This is a genomic window from Paenibacillus sp. A14 (assembly GCF_036864815.1).
Taxonomy (GTDB): Bacteria; Bacillota; Bacilli; order Paenibacillales; family Paenibacillaceae; genus Fontibacillus; species Fontibacillus sanfengchensis.
On record NZ_JBAGJD010000001.1, the window covers coordinates 697,279 to 714,143 of the forward strand.

The window sequence follows — 16,865 nt, forward strand, 5'->3', positions numbered from 1 at the left end:
GTATCATTTTAGAGGGGGCAGGTCAATTTTGGAAAAGACCGCGGCCTCCCCCGGTTATTTCTCGGCGGTGACTGTCTTCTCCGAAACCAGCGTATAGTCGCCTCCGACAGGCTTCATATAGAAGCCTATGATATATTTCCCTTCGGATTTGAAATCATACGTATAATCATTTGTTCGGAACCAGAAATTATCCCTTTGTTCCTTAATTTCGTCGGACTGAATCACTTTGGAGTCGCCGTCGGGCGCCGTGATGGAAATACGAACCGAGGAAATATCCGTCCGTAAATCGTCGATTTGAGCGAACACATTGAACTTGAGCTTACCGGTCTTCTTAATATTGATATTTCCGATCGCCGTATCCCCCGTAAACAAAAACATATGGACATTCGGTTTATAGTATTTGACCGTTTTCGTTGCGTCATCATATTCGACAAGGCCTTCCAATTCACGAACCGGGACATAGGTTTTTCCTTCGACTATATAGCCTCCGTCTGTGACCTCTTGTCCGTTCAGAAGCAACTTCACCTTTTGAGTGGCCGAATCGGCAAATAACATCGAACCTCCCATCAGGGAGAAAGCAACGACCAGTATAGCAACTCTTCTCCATTTCATCTAAATAACCCTCCATTACATTCATGTTGATGTACATTTATACTCCGTGGCTAGCCTCAAGTTGCGGTTATCGGCCGAAAGAATCCGTTTTTTTGACGGACCCGCCCTTTCGTTAGGATTCGAAATCGTGTACATTAATGGAAGCAGCTTAAAATCAAGGAGGGGTAACATTGCCACTGCAGCTTCAAATGCTGGGTACGGGCGGCGCATTCGCCAAGAAGTACTACAACAACAACGCCCTTTTGTACGCGGAAGATTACACACTGCTGATTGATTGCGGAATTACGGCCCCGCTTTCCCTGCATCAACTGGACAAGTCCCTGGATGAAATCGACGGGATTTTGATCACTCACATCCATGGGGACCATGTTGGCGGGCTGGAAGAATTCGCGTTTCGCATGAAATTTATATGGGGCCGCAAGCCCGTTTTGTATATCGCCGACAAGCTCGTTCACCCGCTCTGGGAACATACGTTGAAGGGAGGCCTTACCCAGGAAGGCATCGCTTCGCTGGAGGATGCATTCGAGGTGAAGGTGCTGTCGGAAGGTACCCCGTACAGCCTCTCTCCCGGCCTGACCGTCGAGTTGATTCAAACGCCGCACATCCCAGGCAAAGACAGCTACTCCCTTTATATCAACGGTGAAATTTTCTACAGCGCGGATATGATCTTTCAAAGGGGTCTGTTAACCCGTCTGATCGAGGAAAGAAACTGCCGCAAAATTTTGCATGAGGTTCAGCTTCAAGGCCCCGGCCAAGTACATACCGAGCTTGGACAGCTCCTGTCCCTTCCGGCGGAAATCCGCCGAAATATTATGCTGATGCATTACGGGGACGAAATGGAAAACTTTATCGGACAGACCGAAGAAATGGAGTTTTTGCGTCAGCATCAAATTTACACATTGTAAGTAACAAACGAAACAGCAGCCCGTCCGGATAAGCGCCGGCCGGGCTGCTGTTTCGTTTGTCGCCAAAAAGCGGGATTACTCAAAATGGGGCAGCGCGTCCAAATTGTTGGTCGGATCGCCGTCCGCATCGCTGCGGATGTACATCTCTCCGTCTCTGCCCTTAAACAGGTTGGCTCCGGCGATCGCCCCGGCCTGTACCTCCCGCTTGGCCTGCTCGTAATCCAAAACACGGCCGCTCGAGGTCTTAAAGGCGGTCAAATCTCCGTCGCCGTTTTTTTGCACCGCAATAAACCTTTCCCTTGTATCCATAGCCATCTGCCCTCACATCTCCTCTGCACTAGTTTGGGTGATGGGTATAGCATGTCCCGTTTCCCGCGGGTTATGAAGCTACTTGAGCGTTTTGACCATGCGCACATGCGGAATCCCCGCGTCATCGAACGGTTCTGTGGAAATCGTGTCGTAGCCGAGCTTGCGGTAAAAGCCCTCAGCCTGGCATTGCGCATCCAATACCGATTGCGAAAAGGCAAGTTCTCTCGCCAGTTCCTCCAAGGCGATAAGCAGAATCTTTCCGACCCCGTGGGAGCGGAACGCTTTGCGCACGGCGATCCGCTGCATTTTGGCCGAATTGTCCTTATAGTACGTCAATCTCCCGGTTGCCGCGTAGGTCCCGTCCACTTCCACGAGAACATGGTGCACATCCGGGCTAAGCTTGTCGAATTCATCGATTTCCAGGTCGAGCGGGACATTTTGTTCCTGGACGAACACTTCCTTGCGAATTTCAAGACAATGCTCCAATTGCTCCTGCGTCTCCACATGTATAATCACTGCAGCCATTTTCATGCCTCCCCTAGATGGTGTTACATCAATAAACATTGAACTGCAACATTATACAAAAAAAACCGTTTTCGTGTATAGTTGGTTGCAGAAGCGATTTATTTGGGAGAGGAGTCGATCCGGCTATGGCTATGGGCATTACGATCGCGGCGGCCGTACTCATCGCGGTTTTGTTGATTGCCTCCATGTTTTACGTCACCAAAAAAGGCTACTCCCGGAAATGGGACGAGGAGTAACCGAAACGGGACTTATTCCTAGGGGTGGATCATCGTCTCCGTGGAATAGACATCTTCCTCTACGGTCGGCGAATAGACGTTGTCGGTGACGAAGGGTCCGAACCACCAAGGTGAAGCGGCCGCCTGTCTGCCCAGTGTGGCCTGGCTCGGAGCCAACATGCACCCGCCGATCAAAGCCATGAGCGCTAAAGCGGCGGTTATTCCCAGGAAAGCGCTGCGAACGGCGCGCTGCGGGAAGCCCAAAAGTTTGTGTTTGAACATAAGGTCCTGCCCCCTTCGTATAAAAGTGTCCTTTTTCTATTTTCCATTGTTGCCCGGATCACCGCCCCTATACCGAAAAAAAGAATTGACATCCCCTTATGTGCATGCTAATATAAATTTTGTCTTCACTATAATTTTGATCTGTTAGCTCAGCTGGGAGAGCACCATCTTGACAGGGTGGGGGTCAGTGGTTCGAGCCCACTACAGATCATCTCCGGGAAGCCTTGTGTATCAAGGCTTCTTTTATTTTTGTCTTGCGATTAGGAAGGGGTCAAAACCTATATTGGGGACACCAAGCTTACGTCCGCTCTGGTGGACCGCCTGGTGCACCATGCTCATATTCTTTCTTTCGCAGGTGAAAGCTTCCGGCTCAAGCAGGCCATGGAACGAATCCCACAGTAACATTTTTGCTGGCAAGTGACCTCGGCACTTTTCGCAGCAAAACTCAGCATTTCATTTTGCTTGGTGAAACCCCTAGTTGACTTCCATCTCCATTAACCCCCATCTGTCGTTTTTGAGAATCTTTCTTTTCTTTTTGCATAGCTTCTTCCACCATCCCTGGGAACACTTTAGAAGCCATTTATGCCGTCGTACAAATGTTCTCATCTTTTATAAGCCTGAGTTGTTTATCCATTACTCTCTTACCTCCTCAACTCGAATTGATTGGAAAATTTTACAGGAAATTAACGTATAAAATACATTAATAACTAAATACTGGATTAAAATATAAATGCAGCCATTTAGTGTGGAACTTTCAGATGAAAACGGACAGATCGATACAGAAATTCAAAAAATAGATATAGTTGCTCCTAAAAGAGATGGTTCTTTTACGATTCAAGATACCTATAACGGAGAGCCAGTAACGCCATGGAGATATGGTGATTGGTGGAACGCCAGCACCAAAATTGAAAGATATACTGTCACTGCTGTAACGGCCTTAATTTTTTCAATAGCTACTGCAGCAGCGCCAGGAGCTGCTATCGTAAATAGGTACAATAGGGGCAATAGCTACTACGATAGTAACAGATGAAATTCCGTTATTATACTACAAACGGAGGTACGCAGAAAAAAAATCCGCGGTTGCTACAACTTTAATTGTTGGGTCTAAATGGGAAACTATTTTTTATAGCGATTCAAGCCGTACCAAAGAATTAGAACGTACCACAGCTACAGTATTTTTAGACGGATATGAGGCTGATTAAGTGAAATTTTGGTTTACTTTTTTTAAATACTTTCTTGGATCATTTTTTTTCTACGGTTTAGTATTAATTGCATTCAATATTTTAATACAACAGAAAACATTGAATGAAATTGATTATATTCTAAACTTATTTATTGTTACTCTATTTAGTGCAATAGTTGGATTTTCTAAGGCTAGAAAGTAAATATCGATTTATTTTTATTCATCTCCCCTGAGTGGCTGCGAGTCAGCACCATTCGTTTTACGTTTGGTGCTGACTAAAAATTATTACGAACATTCATTACCTGCATCCTTAATGCTAAATTTGAACATTTCAAAAATATGCACTTCATATCCGTATAGGGGCTAACCATTCATTCTCTTCATAGGAACCCATTTCATATATAAGGGTGTTCTTCCCGCATGACGGACATTTCTTGGCTTTTTCAATTTCAGAAGCAAGCTTTAATTGGTTGTCACACCATATTTTCGCCATGCGTTCAGTAATACGGACTTTGCGGGCGTAGGCGGCATGATCGATCGGCGTATATGCTCACTTCCTATCACCTTCTCCTAAAGCAACGTTGATTTCTTTTATCGCTGCATTACTGTTGCTTGTAACCAAACCAGGATCTTCGCCATATTCATCAATCAGTCTGATGTTTATTTTTGCTTTTTCTAATGAATTACGTAGGCTAACCTTATCGTCATGAGCTGCCAAATACATAGAGCGTGCTTTCTCAGCTTCTCGGTTAGATGCATGACTAATTTGGTATACCGCAACTTAATAACATTTAGTGCATGAGTTGTTATTGACGCGAATCCTGTTTTCTGAGACTCATCAATATATCCGTTTATCATGAGTAGAGTCTTTTGTTCTTCCGACAACTGCTCTTCTTTCATCCTTTTACTCCCCCCTTAAAACAGCGTTAATTGCTCTAATTCATGCTCGACAGCAACACCTATTGAAAACTTTTCGTTCAACCACTCGTTAAACATCCGCTGTTCCGATTTATTCTTCCAAACCCAATCCATCCATTGCACATACCTCGGCGATCCTTCGGGAGGCTTAGTCTGCCACCAATGCCCTCTATTGTTAAGTTGATATTCTCTCTCCATGCAATCAACAACAATCCTCGATAGATCCTTTTCGAATGTACCTATATGGTATGGATTTTTGCCGCTCTTTTTCTTCGTGATGCAGTTATACAACTTACGTCATGCGGTTTAAAATAGGATTTAACTACTTGGTATGCGATTAATTCCACATCAACGAGTTTTCTCTGTATTACTAGCAACCTTTTATCCGCATTAGACCAATCCATCTTATTCACCCTCTAAGCAATTTGTATTCCCACATTCGGGGCAAGCCGGTTCCTTCCAACTCATCCCCAGGAACTTCTTTTATAGCAAATTCTATTTCGCATGTTTCGCTCTTTAGGGGATCCACATGTGTATTCATCCTTTCAGGCATCAGTCACATTCCGCAAAGGCCGCTAAGCGCTATTTGTCTTGCTTGATCTAATGTACCGTCATTTAAGCTTAGGTTTACGATCTCACTTAATGCCCTGCGCATTATAGCCAACTCCCTATTTTGCTTGTGAAATCTGGTTTCTTCGCCGTAGTATTTACAAGCCCAATGGGCAGCGCGATCATTTGCCTGACGAAGCTGTTTTTGTAGAGATTCCTTTTCGTCAAGCAGTTCTATGATTGTCTGCTTTGTAGCCGAATTTAGAATTTCTTTTGACGACGATATAACCGGGATCAAACGATCAGATACCAAGAGATAGTAAAATCCCGGAAATCGGAACGTGTCATGAAGGCGCTGCTGCAAACCAAGAACAAGAACGATATCGCCGCGCTGAACCATGCATTTGAAGGCGTGGAACAGGGGTGAGAGTTTCCGCTTTCCTTCAAGATTCCCCCCTGATGACCGATAATAACGGTGTATACCCATACCATTGGCGAGGAGGAGAAATCATGGACATTGGAGCCTTATCCACCGCATTGTCCCAAAGCAGCCTCAAGCAGGCCGTAGGGATCTCGGTGCTGAAGATGGTGAAGGAGCAGGCTGCCACGGAAGGACAAGCCCTGGTAAAAATGATGGAGCAAAGCGTTCACCCGAACCTGGGCGGCACCATCGACATCAAAGTTTAAACATGCTTTCGCGACATTTGGAAGAGGCCTTTTAGGGCCCCTTCCTTTTTTTGCCCTCAATCGCCCAATTTCAGCTCTCGAATACACTGTTAGCAGTTCTAATTCGGAAGGTGGAATTCGCATGAGTTTATCGGCATATCGGGAAAAGATTCTGTTTACGGCGGGCATGGGGGCGGGAGCTTATGACATCTGGGCATATGTTCCCGTGACCCGCCGAATCTTACGGCTTACCCACGGACTTGCCGAGGCTTCCTCTATGCCCTATCCCTCCCGGGATGGTCAACGTCTTGCTTTTATCGGCAGGAACGGTATCCTTTACGCCCTTGATCTGCGCAGCGGATCGCTAGCCCAACTGGATCGGATCGAGCCTTACACACTGTTGGACTGGTCTCCGAACGGCCAGTATCTGAGTTATGTCAAAGAAGGACGTATCGTTATTTATCACTTGGATTCCCATCGACATACCGTTATTGCCACAGCCGGGGCCACGGATGCTCAATGGTTTCCGTCCGGAACCTCCCTGCTTTATGCCGCCCCCGATCCAACCGGAAACGTGCAGCTTTACCGGATCCGTCCCGATGGGACGAACCGGCAGCCGCTGACTCGGAATACGGAAGGTCCGCTGCACAACGTTCGCCTCTCCCCTGACGGAAGATTCGCCCTGTATACCTCTCCGGGGGCCAGCATTTCCCTGATCAGCGTAGTCAATCTTGCGACCGGTCAAACGACCCGTCTTGAAGGAGGACCGCAGGCGAAAAACTATAATCCCGCCTGGTCTCCGGATTCCTCGCGCATCGCGTACAGCGCCACTGCTCTGATTCAAAACCAATACATCTCCTATATTCAAACGGACCACAGAGAAGGCGGGCAGATCACGACCTGGGCGGTATCCCCCTGCTTCTCCACCCCGGTCAGCTGGTCTCCGGACGGCCGGCGCATCGCCTATTTGTCAGGCTGTGAGGAACAGGAATCGGCGAAGGAGCTCTGGGTTGCCGATACGGGCGCGCTCCGCTCCCCGGTCAAAGTCCTTGAAGCCGGCTCCATAACCGCGATCGCATGGATAAAATAGGCGGCTTGAAGCAAAATAAAGTAATATGGACGTCCGCATACGAACTCAGTGAACTGTAAAGGAGGTTAACCGATACTATGTTCGCATCTGCCAAACTTACGGCTACAATTGCCCTTGCCTTGGCCGCGTCCATTTTCCCTCATCCGGCCGCCGCCTCTCCCGCGGCTCAACTCAAAGACCGCAGTTTTTATGAGGAACGCGGGGACATCGTCTGGGAGGTACCCATGGACGAAAAATTCATAGCGTTAACCTTTGACGACGGCCCCGATGCCCGCCAAACTCCGGAAATTTTAAAGGTTTTGAAGCAATATGATGCGAAAGCCACCTTTTTTCTCGTCGGTGAACGGGTGCAACGCTACCCTGAAATCGTGCGGCGGGAACTGGAGGAAGGGCATGAAATCGCCAACCATTCCTTCCACCATCCCTCTTTCCGTGGAATTTCAGCCGATTCGCTAACGTCGGAATTGACTGAAACGCAAGAAGCGATATTAGCGGCCACGGGCTCTACGCCCGTTCTCTTTCGCCCGCCGGGAGGATACTACAATGAGAAGATTATCCGCCTCTCCAAGCAGGAGCGCTTGCAGATGATTTTGTGGTCCTGGCATCAGGATACAAAAGACTGGACGTCTCCCGGAATTCACAAGATCGCCGAACGGGTGCTGAAGAACGCACGCAATGGGGACATCGTTCTGATGCATGATTTTGTGCATAACAGTCTGCAAACCCCGGAAGCTTTAAAATTGATTCTCCCCGAGTTGAAAAAGCAAGGCTACTCCTTTGTCACGGTTTCAGAACTGCTCTCCCGCAAAGTGGCCCCGAAAAAGCATATCGAGGTCAGCCACTAAGCCCCCGCTTCTGTTTTGTCTCGAAAGAGAGATCGGACGACAGAACGGGTAATGATAAGTGGCGGAAGATTCGCGGAAAGGAAGGTGTTACGGATGAACCTCAAGAAGGAAGATCAAGAAGAACAATTCGAAGGTTTAGGCTATGGCCCCGGGGTTGATCCCATTCCCGAGGCCGATAACGGCACGGCATCAACGGACATGCTGGAGGGGATCGTCGACGAGATAATAAATGAACCGATTGAGAACAAACAAGGGGACGACAATTCTCAGTCGCAAAACAATACGCAAAGCACGGAAAAATAAGGAGGGCCTAACTGCCCTTCTTTTTTTATGTCCACTTGCTGCCATGAACGGTAAATAAAATTTGTATTATTAAAATTTAAATAATTGTGATTTAAATCACATATTATGTGAAATAAATCACTTATAATAAAGACATCAAAGATGATCATCCAAAAAAAACAAAACACAAATCCTAAAGGAGTGGTTCATATGTTTAACAATTTCCTCAGAACGAACAAAGTTGCAATGTGGTTCCTCACCGTGATCCGCATTTACCTTGGCTATCAATGGATGACGGCCGGCTGGCACAAGATTACGGGCGGTTTCGATGCCGCCGGCTTCTTGAACGGTGCGATCGCCAACAGCGCCGGCGACCATCCCGCCGTTCAAGGCTGGTGGGCCGCTTTCCTGGAAAACTTCGCCCTGCCTAATGTCGACCTGTTCAACTTCCTCGTTCCTTACGGTGAATTTCTCGTCGGTCTCGGTCTGATTCTCGGTACCTTCACTACTTTCGCCGCCTTGATGGGGCTGGTCATGAACGCGGCCTTCCTCTTCTCGGGAACCGTAAGCACGAACGCGCAAATGCTGCTGCTTGAAGTGCTGGTCATCGTAGCTGCCGCCAACGCCGGCAAGATCGGCCTCGACCGCTTCGTTCTTCCTTACCTTCGCGGCTTGTTCCGCAAGACGGGCGAAACCGGACCTGCCGCAACGGCACCTAAACATCCCGCAAAAATGAAACATACGGCATAAACGCAGGGTAAGGCAAAAGACGCCGGGGAGCATTCCCCGGCATTTTTACATTCCTGCTTTTTTCGCTCCCGCTTTCCATCCCAGGTAGGCCAGCAGAGCGATGCCGCCCCCCGCCAAAAAGCCCCCGGCAATATCACTGGCATAGTGGACGCCAAGGTACAAGCGGCTTATTCCGATGATGACGATAAGTTTTGGGTATTTTTAATAGCAGGTTTATAGCAGGTTATCCCAAATGGTTTGCTCTGATTTATGGGGAAAATGAACGCCCCGCTCCCACGCCAGCTCAAACGCCTCAAACCGATGATGGGGCGGCACTTCAGGCCCCAGCTCGCCGAATACCCGCTCGATGCTGAGTATCTGCGATTCGTGCGCTTGCAAAGCGAGGCGTTTCGCTTCCCAGAGACTTCCCGCCTCCACCTTGACCACGCTGGAGCTTTCGGATTGATAGCTGCCCAGTTGATTATAATACAGTTTTTGTACCGACGGAGTTCGGCCCGAGAAAATAACCGCATTGACCGCATGGTGAATCACAATATGATCCCTGTGCCCGGAAATGCCGTCCTCCGGAAACGTAACGACCACCTCGGCGTTGTGGCGGACGATAAATTCCTCGATGTGTTTCTGCAGCTCTTCCGCCGGGACGTCCTTGAGCTTCCCGTCCCCCATTCCGAGCTGCCGCACCTCCGCAATCCCCAGGATCCGGGCGGCCTGCTCCAGCTCCCGCTCTCTTCTCGCCGCCAATTCCCGCGGCGTCATGCTCCCCAATCGTCCCGTTTTTCCGGCATCACCCCGCGTCGCCGTAAGCAATACGGGCAAGTGTCCTTCTCTGGCGGACTTACGGATCAAATAAGAAGAGGTAAAAGTTTCGTCATCGGGATGCGCGTAAATAAAAGCTATCGTTCGGCTATTTTTCATCGATACTCCTCCAAACCCAAATGTTTAATCTTTACTATACTTACTATACTTTAATATTGACTAAGTACATAGAATTCAACTACAATGCAGTAGAATCTAATATAGACAGGTGATCTAACATGAGTCAACAGCATGTATACCGCATTTTGCTATTTTATAAATTTACGAAAATCGCTTCCCCCGAAACATTTACGGCGGAGCATTTGCAATATTGCAAAGACCTTGGCCTCAAAGGCCGTATCCTTATCGCTGCCGAAGGAATTAACGGCACAGTATCGGGAACCGTGGAGCAAACGGATCGCTACATGGCCGACTTGCGGGCGATGCCCGGGTTTGCGGATATCGTCTTCAAAATCGACGAAGCCGACGGCCACGCGTTCAAGAAAATGTTCGTACGCCACAAGCAGGAGTTGGTTACCTTCCGTTACGACGAGCATGAGCTTGACCCCAACACATTGAGCGGCAAACGCTTGTCGCCGGTGGAATTTTACGAGCAGTTGCAGCAAGACGACGTTATTGTCATTGACGGACGTAACGACTACGAGTACGATATCGGCCATTTCCGCGGCGCTATCCGCCCCAAAGTCGAATCGTTCCGTGAATTTCCGGAATGGATCCGCGAGAACTTGAGCGAACACAAGGACAAGAAGGTGCTGACCTACTGTACCGGCGGTATCCGCTGCGAGAAGCTGACCGGCTTTTTGCTTAAGGAAGGATTTCAGGATGTGGCCCAATTGGAGGGCGGTATTGTGACTTACGGCAAAGACCCGGAAGTCCGGGGCAAACTGTTCGACGGCAAATGCTATGTTTTCGATGAACGGATTTCCGTCCCGATCAACCGGACCGAAGAAGATGTCGTGATCGCTCACTGCCATCACTGCGGCATTTCCCATGACCGTTATATCAACTGTCCCGTATGCAACCTGCAATATGTCTGCTGCGAAGATTGTGAAGATGAGCATCAGGGCTTCTGCTCCGACGCCTGCATGGAAACTGTCCATGCCGTAAAGCGGGCCTGATCTCACGTTCCGAAGGAGTGCCCTACATGAATTTGAATCAACCTAAAGAATCGTCGACGCGTGAACGAATTTTGCAAATGATGAAAACGTCCGGTCCCCTCAGCACCAAGGAGATCACTTTGGAGCTCGGCATTACGGAAATGGCGGTCCGCCGTCACCTCGGCACGATGGAGCGCGACGGGCTGATCGAATCGAAGATGATCCGGCAAACTTTAGGTCGGCCCACTTCCGTTTACGGCCTGACCGAGCTGGCCGAAAACCTGTTTCCGAAAAAATATCACACTCTAACGTTGGATTTACTGGGCGAACTGGAACAGGAATATGGTGCGGAATCGATCGACCGCTTATTCGAGCGCCGGAAAGAAAAGCTGAACCGGCTGTATGAAGCCGACATGCAGGGGAAGGATCTGGCCCAAAAGGTGCAGAGGCTGGCGGAGATTCAAAACGACAACGGGTATATGACCGAGTGCAAACAGCATGGGGATAATCATTTTGTGCTCATGGAGCACAATTGTCCGATTTCGCAAATCGCGAACCGCTACAACCATGCCTGCGAGTGCGAGCTGCGCCTGTTCGAATCGCTGTTGGACGCCCGGGTGGAACGAACCGAATGCCTCGCCCGGGAAGGCCGGAAATGCGTGTATGTGATCAAGCGATAATTCCATATATGGATAAAATAATAACCTCCGGCAGCTTCAAACCGCTTGTCCGGAGGTTATTAATATATAGGCCTTCAGATTTCGTGGAACGCTTCCAGCTCCCGGCGGATCGTTTCCTTGATCAGGGAGAGGCATTCCTCGGTCGTCTTGGCGAAGACCTTCTGCCCGTTGACCATCGCATAAGGTCTGAGTTTACAAAGGCCGCACAAGTTCAAGCAATCCAGCCGGAGCACAGCGATCTCGGGAAATTCCTCCTCCAGCTGCTCCAGGTCCAGCGCACTTAACAGATTGCTGTCGCAAACTTCCACAACAACTATACCCATACCCATGTTTCATTCACCCCAAACCTGAATTCATTCATTATTCGATCCCTCATTATGATAAACACCGGCGGTTTTGTCAATTGTAAACGCCCATTTAACATACTTAATATACATTTAAGTTGACTAAGGGGGATGGGATAATTATAATAAATAGTGTTCAAAATAGTATTACATAATTTAAGGAGAGGATGATAAAAATGGCACATCAATTACCAGCACTTCCTTACGCCAACAACGCTTTGGAGCCGCATATCGATGAGCAAACCATGATGATCCACCATGACCGTCACCATAATACTTATGTTACGAACCTGAACGCAGCTTTGGAATCCGCGCCTGAACTGGCCTCGAAATCCGTTGAAGAACTGATTTCCGACCTGGACAGCGTACCTGAAAGCATCCGTACGGCAGTTCGCAACAACGGCGGCGGACATGCGAACCATTCCCTCTTCTGGGAAACGATCGGCCCGAACGGCGGCGGCCAACCCTCCGGCAAGCTGGCTGACGCGATCAGCAGCGAGCTCGGCGGCTTTGACAAATTCAAAGAGGACTTCGCCAAAGCGGCTACGACTCGTTTCGGCAGCGGCTGGGCTTTCCTCGCGGTAGACGCAAGCGGCAAATTGTCCGTATACAGCTTGCCGAACCAGGATTCCCCGCTGATGGAAGGCAAAACGCCAATCCTTGGCTTGGACGTATGGGAGCATGCTTACTACCTGAAATACCAGAACAAACGTCCGGATTACATCGCGGCCTTCTTCAACGTGATCAACTGGTCTGAAGTAGAGAAACGTTACGAAGCTGTAGTTAGCAAGTAATAAAGACGGTACTTATAAAAAAATGGCTGGACCCGCCTGATTCGGCGGTCCGGCCATTTTTTTCGATTATTTGCAGCCACGGCTCCCGACCTACGGTTCGATAACACGGACCGAATCGCGCTGAACCAGGGTAGCCGGGATTTCCACACGCACAGCCTCCCGGCAGCCCCCCGGCAAGGACAACAGGAGCTGGGCGGCGGCATCGCACATCCTTTCTTTTTCCACGCGCATGGTTGTCAGTCTCCCCTTCAGTCCCCCCTCATAGTTCAGATCGTCAAACCCCACGATGGATACGTCGGAAGGAACCCACAACCCCCGGTTTTGAAGCTGTTGGGCCAACAGGTAGGCAATTCGGTCGTTTCCGCAAAAAAACGCGCTCGGCCAACATGACAACCCCTGCAAAAAACGGTCGATTTCCTGCTCCGTACAATCGAAGCTCCGCGATGTCGTCAAAATAAACCGCTCCTCGATCCGCAGACCTTGGTCCTGCATCGCTTTCCAATAGCCGAACCATCTCTCCTCGTGACTGGTGGTCAGGTTCGTCGGCCCGATAAACCCGATATCTCTGTGTCCCGCCCGAATCAGCACGGAAACCGCCTCCGCCGCCCCGGCGATATTGGCGGAACATACCACCGGACATGGAAGTTCACGGTGATACGAATCCAGCATGACGAGCGGCGCGTCAAGCTCCCATACCAGCCTGGCGTAAGCTTTGTCCACAATGCCGAAGAGAATGATGCCTTGATATGCGATATCCGTACAATGCTGCGGCAACTGAAGCCGCGATTCCATCTCCCGGCCGATCGGTGCGATGACGGCGTTCATCCCTTTGCTCCGGATACTCTTTTCCAACCCCCAAATAAGGTCATGGAAAAACTGAAAATGATCGTTATCCTGGTAGCTCATAATCCGCTCCGGCACTAATACAAGAATGTTGTTGCTGTCCGGCGGCTTTAGCGCAAACGGTCCGTACCCCAGCTCTTTCGCCGTCCGAAGTACCCTGCTGCGCATCTCCTCGCTAACCCCTTTCTTATTCAGTAAGGCGAGTGATACCGCATTTTTGGAAATTTGCAGCCGGTCCGCGATATCCTGCATAGACACCTTCTTTTTACGCCCCATGTCCTTTTCATTCCCTCCGAAACATGCTAAACTAAGCCTAACTATACTTTACATATTTTTGTATTGTCAAGTTTGTCAAGTTGTGAATCACGGAATAATGGAGGTAGAACACTTGAAATACGCTGTTGGTATAGATATCGGCGGGACCAAGACGGCCATCGGCCTCGTCGATGACGTGGGAAGCATTCTGCTGAAGCACTCGCTCCCCACGGACCATGCGGTCTCGCCATCGGAAATGGTCGATCGGATCGCCTCGGCGATTCGGGAGCTGACCGCGAAGGCAGGGATCGATCCGGCCGAGCTGCTCGGGATCGGTATCGGGGCGCCCGGTCCCCTGAACACCCGGCTTGGCCAGATCGTAGAACCGCCGAACATGCCGGGGTGGTGGGGCTTTCCCGTCGTCCAGTCGTTCCGGCGTCATTTTCCCGACCTGGATATCGCCTTTGAAAACGACGCGACGGCAGCCGCCCTGGCGGAAAAATGGCAGGGTGCCGCGAAACAGGCCGATCATTTCGTTTTCATCACGATCAGCACCGGCATTGGCGCCGGCATTTACAGCCACGGCAAGTTGTTAACCGGGGCTACCGGCAACGCGGGTGACGTCGGGCATTTCGTCATCGATCCCGCGGCCGGAACTTGCGTATGCGGCCAGCGGGGCTGCTGGGAGTATATCGCCTCCGGCACCGCCGTTGCCCGCCAGGCCAGCGAACTGCTCGGCCGCCCCGTCACCTCCAAGGAGGCTTTCGACCTGGCCGCGTCCGGTGCGGATGCCCGGGTGACGGCGCTGGTCAATCAAGTGTTCCGCTATATCGGGATCGGCTGCGTCACCCTGATCAACACGCTCGATCCCGAACTGCTCGTGATCGGCGGAGGCGTCTCCCAGGTCGGAGCACCTCTTTTCGACGCCGTTAAGGAATACGTATCGGGGCACGCGCTGAATCCATCGGGCCGACAAACCCCGATCGTTTCCGCCGCCTTGCATCAAGATGCCGGCCTGATCGGGGCGGCCGCGCTAGTACATGTAGCTTATAAGTAAAAATTCTAAGGAGGACCAGACAACATGAATCAACCTATTTTTTTGGAACCCGTATTTCAGGAACGCATTTGGGGAGGCACCAAGCTGAAGCAATTGTTCGGCTATGACATTCCGAGCGATCGCACCGGCGAATGCTGGGCGGTATCCGCGCACCCCAATGGCCAAAGCATTGTCAAAAACGGACCTTACCAAGGGATGAAACTTGGGGATCTGTGGAGCTCGCATACCGAACTTTTCCGCTCCAACTCCCCCGTGTTCCCGCTGCTTACCAAACTTCTCGACGCTTCCGACGATCTGTCCGTTCAGGTGCATCCGGATGACGCCTATGCCGGTGAGCACGAAAACGGCGAGCTGGGCAAGACCGAATGCTGGTATATCGTCGATGCCGAACCGGGCTCCGTCATTATTTACGGACACGAAGCGAAGAGCCGGGAACAATTGGTGCAAATGATCGAAGACGGCCGTTGGGACGATCTTTTAACCCGGGTGCCCGTGAAGCGCGGCGATTTCTTCTATGTCCCGAGCGGAACGATTCATGCGCTTGGCAAAGGCATCGTCGTTCTTGAAACCCAGCAAAGCTCCGATACGACATACCGGGTATATGATTATGACCGTAGGGACAAGGACGGCAACCTTCGGGAACTGCATTTGGAGAAAGCGATCGATGTCACCACCATTCCGCAAGCCTATGAACCGGTCTCGTACAGCAGCAAGGAAGAGGCCGGCATTACTGTGACCAGCTTTGTATCCAATTCCTTCTTTACCGTCGAAAAATGGGAGGTATCGGGCAAAGCGCAACTAGCCGCTCGGCAAAAATATACGCTTTGCAGTGTCATCGACGGAAGCGGCCTGCTGCGGACTCCGGATCAGGCGTATCCTCTCGCAAAAGGAGATCATTTTATTCTATCGGCCGGGTTCGGCCCGTTTGAGCTCGAGGGGAATCTGACGTTTATCATTTCGCACGAATAGCTTGGCTTGGATCCCCTATAAATCAAAAGCGCGAGTGACCGTGGAGTTCTTACCCTCCCGGCATTCGCGCTTTTTTTATGCGAAATTTAGTTCGTTCCGATATTTACAGCTTCAGATACCGCTCTTTCACGATATTCAGGTGATGAATGGCATGGCCCGCGATAATGTAGCCAAGAGCCCGTGCCGATCCCGGATGGTTGCTGAACACCCCGAGGCGCTGCCAGGCGGTGTCATCGAGTTGGCGCATCAGCGACACCGTGGCGATTCGTACGGCCGCGAAGTCTTGAAGCAGCTCATTCACGGACCGCGCGTCCGCATTGGCGTGGCTCGCGAACAGGGATTCGTCGAACCCCGGCAGCGGCGTCGTGTCTCCACGGGCAATCCGGAGCAGGCGATAGCTCATCACGCGTTCCGTATCCGCTACATGCCCCAGAACTTCCTTCAGGCTCCATTTCCCCTCGGCGTACCGGTAGTGGGCCTGCTCCTCTGTAATGGGACCTAGGAGGGCGATCACCTCCTCCACCTGTTTTTCCAACAGGGACAACAAATCTCCTTCCGGCACTAATTCAATATACGGCGTGAAATGATCGGCAAACTCCCCGGCCTGCGGTTTTCCCAGCATCTTCCCATCTCTCCCTTTCGTCCTCGAAGTCAATCTTTCAATCTTCCCATACTTCATTCATCAATTCCCGGATTTTGCGGGTACGCTCTTCCGTCAGGTTCCGGTCGGTCCTCCAACGTTCACCGTTCCAAAGGACAACATCCCCGGCCCGCACGTCCGGGTCCATGAGTTCCCGCGGGACCGCTGCCACTTTCCCGTCAATCTCCAACAGACAATCCCCTTCCTCAAACCCTTCCACGATTCCCGTCAACCTTTCA

The 16,865-nt window shown here is 50.4% G+C and carries 25 protein-coding genes, 1 tRNA gene and 1 pseudogene; 14 read left to right on the plus strand and 13 right to left on the minus strand.

Annotated features, from left to right (window positions below; genetic code table 11):
- Window positions 1-54: 54 nt before the first annotated feature.
- Window positions 55-612: a copper amine oxidase gene (locus V4U88_RS03400; RefSeq protein ID WP_334071816.1), complete on the minus strand. Its 558-nt coding sequence runs from the start codon at window positions 610-612 to the stop codon at window positions 55-57.
- A gap of 170 nt (window positions 613-782) precedes the next feature.
- Between V4U88_RS03400 and V4U88_RS03405 the strand changes: the two genes are divergently transcribed.
- Window positions 783-1,517, plus strand: coding sequence for an MBL fold metallo-hydrolase (locus V4U88_RS03405; protein WP_334071817.1), 735 nt, complete (start codon window positions 783-785; stop codon window positions 1,515-1,517).
- Between the two features lie 75 nt (window positions 1,518-1,592).
- On the opposite strand, the gene V4U88_RS03410 is transcribed toward V4U88_RS03405, so the two are convergent.
- The 3 genes from V4U88_RS03410 to V4U88_RS03420 form a co-directional block, all read right to left on the minus strand.
- On the minus strand, window positions 1,593-1,832 hold the full coding sequence (locus V4U88_RS03410; RefSeq protein ID WP_334071818.1) for a DUF3892 domain-containing protein: 240 nt from the start codon (window positions 1,830-1,832) through the stop codon (window positions 1,593-1,595).
- A gap of 72 nt (window positions 1,833-1,904) precedes the next feature.
- Window positions 1,905-2,351, minus strand: a complete 447-nt coding sequence (locus tag V4U88_RS03415; RefSeq protein ID WP_334071819.1) for a GNAT family N-acetyltransferase — start codon at window positions 2,349-2,351, stop codon at window positions 1,905-1,907.
- Window positions 2,352-2,605: 254 nt separating this feature from the next.
- Window positions 2,606-2,848: a hypothetical protein gene (locus V4U88_RS03420; RefSeq protein ID WP_334071820.1), complete on the minus strand. Its 243-nt coding sequence runs from the start codon at window positions 2,846-2,848 to the stop codon at window positions 2,606-2,608.
- A 138-nt stretch (window positions 2,849-2,986) separates the two neighbouring features.
- On the opposite strand from V4U88_RS03420, the gene V4U88_RS03425 reads away from it, so the two are divergent.
- Both V4U88_RS03425 and V4U88_RS03430 read left to right on the plus strand, forming a co-directional pair.
- Window positions 2,987-3,059, plus strand: a tRNA-Val gene (locus V4U88_RS03425).
- Window positions 3,060-3,127: 68 nt separating this feature from the next.
- A pseudogene (locus V4U88_RS03430) lies at window positions 3,128-3,250 on the plus strand (ATP-binding protein); the annotation flags it as partial.
- Window positions 3,251-3,293: 43 nt separating this feature from the next.
- On the opposite strand, the gene V4U88_RS03435 reads toward V4U88_RS03430, so the two are convergent.
- A complete protein-coding gene (locus V4U88_RS03435) occupies window positions 3,294-3,428 on the minus strand; it encodes a hypothetical protein (RefSeq protein WP_334071821.1) in 135 nt (44 codons plus the stop codon).
- Window positions 3,429-3,578: 150 nt separating this feature from the next.
- Here V4U88_RS03435 and V4U88_RS03440 point away from each other — a divergent pair, with 150 nt between their 5' ends.
- Entirely contained in the window at window positions 3,579-3,878 is a 300-nt protein-coding gene (locus V4U88_RS03440; protein WP_334071822.1) for a hypothetical protein, read from the plus strand.
- Between the two features lie 703 nt (window positions 3,879-4,581).
- On the opposite strand, the gene V4U88_RS03445 is transcribed toward V4U88_RS03440, so the two are convergent.
- A complete protein-coding gene (locus V4U88_RS03445; protein ID WP_334071823.1) occupies window positions 4,582-4,749 on the minus strand; it encodes a hypothetical protein in 168 nt (55 codons plus the stop codon).
- Window positions 4,750-5,505: 756 nt separating this feature from the next.
- Window positions 5,506-5,898: a hypothetical protein gene (locus V4U88_RS03450; protein ID WP_334071825.1), complete on the minus strand. Its 393-nt coding sequence runs from the start codon at window positions 5,896-5,898 to the stop codon at window positions 5,506-5,508.
- Window positions 5,899-6,008: 110 nt separating this feature from the next.
- On the opposite strand from V4U88_RS03450, the gene V4U88_RS03455 reads away from it, so the two are divergent.
- The 5 genes from V4U88_RS03455 to V4U88_RS03475 all read left to right on the plus strand — a co-directional run bounded on the left by V4U88_RS03455 (window position 6,009) and on the right by V4U88_RS03475 (window position 9,131).
- A complete protein-coding gene (locus V4U88_RS03455; RefSeq protein ID WP_334071826.1) occupies window positions 6,009-6,185 on the plus strand; it encodes a YjfB family protein in 177 nt (58 codons plus the stop codon).
- 121 nt (window positions 6,186-6,306) lie between these two features.
- The gene (locus V4U88_RS03460; protein WP_334071827.1) at window positions 6,307-7,254 is read left to right on the plus strand and encodes a hypothetical protein; all 948 of its coding nucleotides are present in this window, start codon (window positions 6,307-6,309) and stop codon (window positions 7,252-7,254) included.
- Between the two features lie 77 nt (window positions 7,255-7,331).
- The gene (locus V4U88_RS03465; RefSeq protein WP_334071828.1) at window positions 7,332-8,099 is read left to right on the plus strand and encodes a polysaccharide deacetylase family protein; all 768 of its coding nucleotides are present in this window, start codon (window positions 7,332-7,334) and stop codon (window positions 8,097-8,099) included.
- Between the two features lie 93 nt (window positions 8,100-8,192).
- On the plus strand, window positions 8,193-8,402 hold the full coding sequence (locus V4U88_RS03470; protein WP_334071829.1) for a hypothetical protein: 210 nt from the start codon (window positions 8,193-8,195) through the stop codon (window positions 8,400-8,402).
- Window positions 8,403-8,591: 189 nt separating this feature from the next.
- Window positions 8,592-9,131, plus strand: a complete 540-nt coding sequence (locus tag V4U88_RS03475) for a DoxX family protein (RefSeq protein WP_334071831.1) — start codon at window positions 8,592-8,594, stop codon at window positions 9,129-9,131.
- A 45-nt stretch (window positions 9,132-9,176) separates the two neighbouring features.
- Here the strand turns inward: V4U88_RS03475 and V4U88_RS03480 are convergent, their stop codons facing one another.
- Together V4U88_RS03480 and V4U88_RS03485 are read right to left on the minus strand one after the other, a co-directional pair.
- Complete coding sequence (locus V4U88_RS03480) at window positions 9,177-9,317, minus strand: phosphatase PAP2 family protein (RefSeq protein WP_334072062.1); 141 nt, start codon at window positions 9,315-9,317, stop codon at window positions 9,177-9,179.
- A 27-nt stretch (window positions 9,318-9,344) separates the two neighbouring features.
- A complete protein-coding gene (locus tag V4U88_RS03485; protein WP_334071832.1) occupies window positions 9,345-10,046 on the minus strand; it encodes a PIG-L deacetylase family protein in 702 nt (233 codons plus the stop codon).
- A 119-nt stretch (window positions 10,047-10,165) separates the two neighbouring features.
- Between V4U88_RS03485 and trhO the strand changes: the two genes are divergently transcribed.
- Both trhO and V4U88_RS03495 read left to right on the plus strand, forming a co-directional pair.
- Complete coding sequence (gene trhO, locus V4U88_RS03490; RefSeq protein WP_334071833.1) at window positions 10,166-11,065, plus strand: oxygen-dependent tRNA uridine(34) hydroxylase TrhO; 900 nt, start codon at window positions 10,166-10,168, stop codon at window positions 11,063-11,065.
- Between the two features lie 32 nt (window positions 11,066-11,097).
- Window positions 11,098-11,724, plus strand: a complete 627-nt coding sequence (locus tag V4U88_RS03495) for a helix-turn-helix transcriptional regulator (protein WP_334072063.1) — start codon at window positions 11,098-11,100, stop codon at window positions 11,722-11,724.
- Window positions 11,725-11,798: 74 nt separating this feature from the next.
- Here V4U88_RS03495 and V4U88_RS03500 read toward each other — a convergent pair whose 3' ends face one another.
- On the minus strand, window positions 11,799-12,053 hold the full coding sequence (locus tag V4U88_RS03500; RefSeq protein ID WP_334071834.1) for a DUF1450 domain-containing protein: 255 nt from the start codon (window positions 12,051-12,053) through the stop codon (window positions 11,799-11,801).
- A 191-nt stretch (window positions 12,054-12,244) separates the two neighbouring features.
- On the opposite strand from V4U88_RS03500, the gene V4U88_RS03505 reads away from it, so the two are divergent.
- Complete coding sequence (locus V4U88_RS03505) at window positions 12,245-12,862, plus strand: superoxide dismutase (RefSeq protein ID WP_334071835.1); 618 nt, start codon at window positions 12,245-12,247, stop codon at window positions 12,860-12,862.
- 90 nt (window positions 12,863-12,952) lie between these two features.
- Here the strand turns inward: V4U88_RS03505 and V4U88_RS03510 are convergent, their stop codons facing one another.
- Window positions 12,953-13,981 carry a LacI family DNA-binding transcriptional regulator gene (locus tag V4U88_RS03510; protein ID WP_334071836.1) on the minus strand — a complete coding sequence of 343 codons (1,029 nt, stop codon included), beginning with the start codon at window positions 13,979-13,981 and terminating at the stop codon, window positions 12,953-12,955.
- Between the two features lie 112 nt (window positions 13,982-14,093).
- Between V4U88_RS03510 and V4U88_RS03515 the strand changes: the two genes are divergently transcribed.
- Both V4U88_RS03515 and manA read left to right on the plus strand, forming a co-directional pair.
- Complete coding sequence (locus V4U88_RS03515) at window positions 14,094-15,017, plus strand: ROK family protein (RefSeq protein ID WP_334071838.1); 924 nt, start codon at window positions 14,094-14,096, stop codon at window positions 15,015-15,017.
- Between the two features lie 24 nt (window positions 15,018-15,041).
- Complete coding sequence (gene manA, locus V4U88_RS03520) at window positions 15,042-15,986, plus strand: mannose-6-phosphate isomerase, class I (protein WP_334071839.1); 945 nt, start codon at window positions 15,042-15,044, stop codon at window positions 15,984-15,986.
- A gap of 103 nt (window positions 15,987-16,089) precedes the next feature.
- On the opposite strand, the gene V4U88_RS03525 is transcribed toward manA, so the two are convergent.
- Both V4U88_RS03525 and V4U88_RS03530 read right to left on the minus strand, forming a co-directional pair.
- The gene (locus V4U88_RS03525) at window positions 16,090-16,608 is read right to left on the minus strand and encodes a DinB family protein (protein WP_334071840.1); all 519 of its coding nucleotides are present in this window, start codon (window positions 16,606-16,608) and stop codon (window positions 16,090-16,092) included.
- Window positions 16,609-16,645: 37 nt separating this feature from the next.
- The gene (locus V4U88_RS03530; RefSeq protein WP_334071841.1) at window positions 16,646-16,858 is read right to left on the minus strand and encodes a DUF3006 domain-containing protein; all 213 of its coding nucleotides are present in this window, start codon (window positions 16,856-16,858) and stop codon (window positions 16,646-16,648) included.
- Window positions 16,859-16,865 lie beyond the last annotated feature (7 nt).

Excerpts from the sequence above, each read along its gene's own strand:
- V4U88_RS03400 (WP_334071816.1), bottom strand. The coding sequence starts at position 612 with ATGAAATGGAGAAGAGTTGCTATACTGGTCGTTGCTTTCTCCCTGATG.
- V4U88_RS03410 (WP_334071818.1), bottom strand. The coding sequence starts at position 1,832 with ATGGCTATGGATACAAGGGAAAGGTTTATTGCGGTGCAAAAAAACGGC.
- V4U88_RS03415 (WP_334071819.1), bottom strand. The coding sequence starts at position 2,351 with ATGGCTGCAGTGATTATACATGTGGAGACGCAGGAGCAATTGGAGCAT.
- V4U88_RS03420 (WP_334071820.1), bottom strand. The coding sequence starts at position 2,848 with ATGTTCAAACACAAACTTTTGGGCTTCCCGCAGCGCGCCGTTCGCAGC.
- V4U88_RS03435 (WP_334071821.1), bottom strand. The coding sequence starts at position 3,428 with ATGGCTTCTAAAGTGTTCCCAGGGATGGTGGAAGAAGCTATGCAAAAA.
- V4U88_RS03440 (WP_334071822.1), top strand. The coding sequence starts at position 3,579 with ATGCAGCCATTTAGTGTGGAACTTTCAGATGAAAACGGACAGATCGAT.
- V4U88_RS03450 (WP_334071825.1), bottom strand. The coding sequence starts at position 5,898 with ATGGTTCAGCGCGGCGATATCGTTCTTGTTCTTGGTTTGCAGCAGCGC.
- V4U88_RS03455 (WP_334071826.1), top strand. The coding sequence starts at position 6,009 with ATGGACATTGGAGCCTTATCCACCGCATTGTCCCAAAGCAGCCTCAAG.
- V4U88_RS03460 (WP_334071827.1), top strand. The coding sequence starts at position 6,307 with ATGAGTTTATCGGCATATCGGGAAAAGATTCTGTTTACGGCGGGCATG.
- V4U88_RS03465 (WP_334071828.1), top strand. The coding sequence starts at position 7,332 with ATGTTCGCATCTGCCAAACTTACGGCTACAATTGCCCTTGCCTTGGCC.
- V4U88_RS03470 (WP_334071829.1), top strand. The coding sequence starts at position 8,193 with ATGAACCTCAAGAAGGAAGATCAAGAAGAACAATTCGAAGGTTTAGGC.
- V4U88_RS03475 (WP_334071831.1), top strand. The coding sequence starts at position 8,592 with ATGTTTAACAATTTCCTCAGAACGAACAAAGTTGCAATGTGGTTCCTC.
- V4U88_RS03485 (WP_334071832.1), bottom strand. The coding sequence starts at position 10,046 with ATGAAAAATAGCCGAACGATAGCTTTTATTTACGCGCATCCCGATGAC.
- trhO (WP_334071833.1), top strand. The coding sequence starts at position 10,166 with ATGAGTCAACAGCATGTATACCGCATTTTGCTATTTTATAAATTTACG.
- V4U88_RS03500 (WP_334071834.1), bottom strand. The coding sequence starts at position 12,053 with ATGGGTATGGGTATAGTTGTTGTGGAAGTTTGCGACAGCAATCTGTTA.
- V4U88_RS03505 (WP_334071835.1), top strand. The coding sequence starts at position 12,245 with ATGGCACATCAATTACCAGCACTTCCTTACGCCAACAACGCTTTGGAG.
- V4U88_RS03510 (WP_334071836.1), bottom strand. The coding sequence starts at position 13,981 with ATGGGGCGTAAAAAGAAGGTGTCTATGCAGGATATCGCGGACCGGCTG.
- manA (WP_334071839.1), top strand. The coding sequence starts at position 15,042 with ATGAATCAACCTATTTTTTTGGAACCCGTATTTCAGGAACGCATTTGG.
- V4U88_RS03525 (WP_334071840.1), bottom strand. The coding sequence starts at position 16,608 with ATGCTGGGAAAACCGCAGGCCGGGGAGTTTGCCGATCATTTCACGCCG.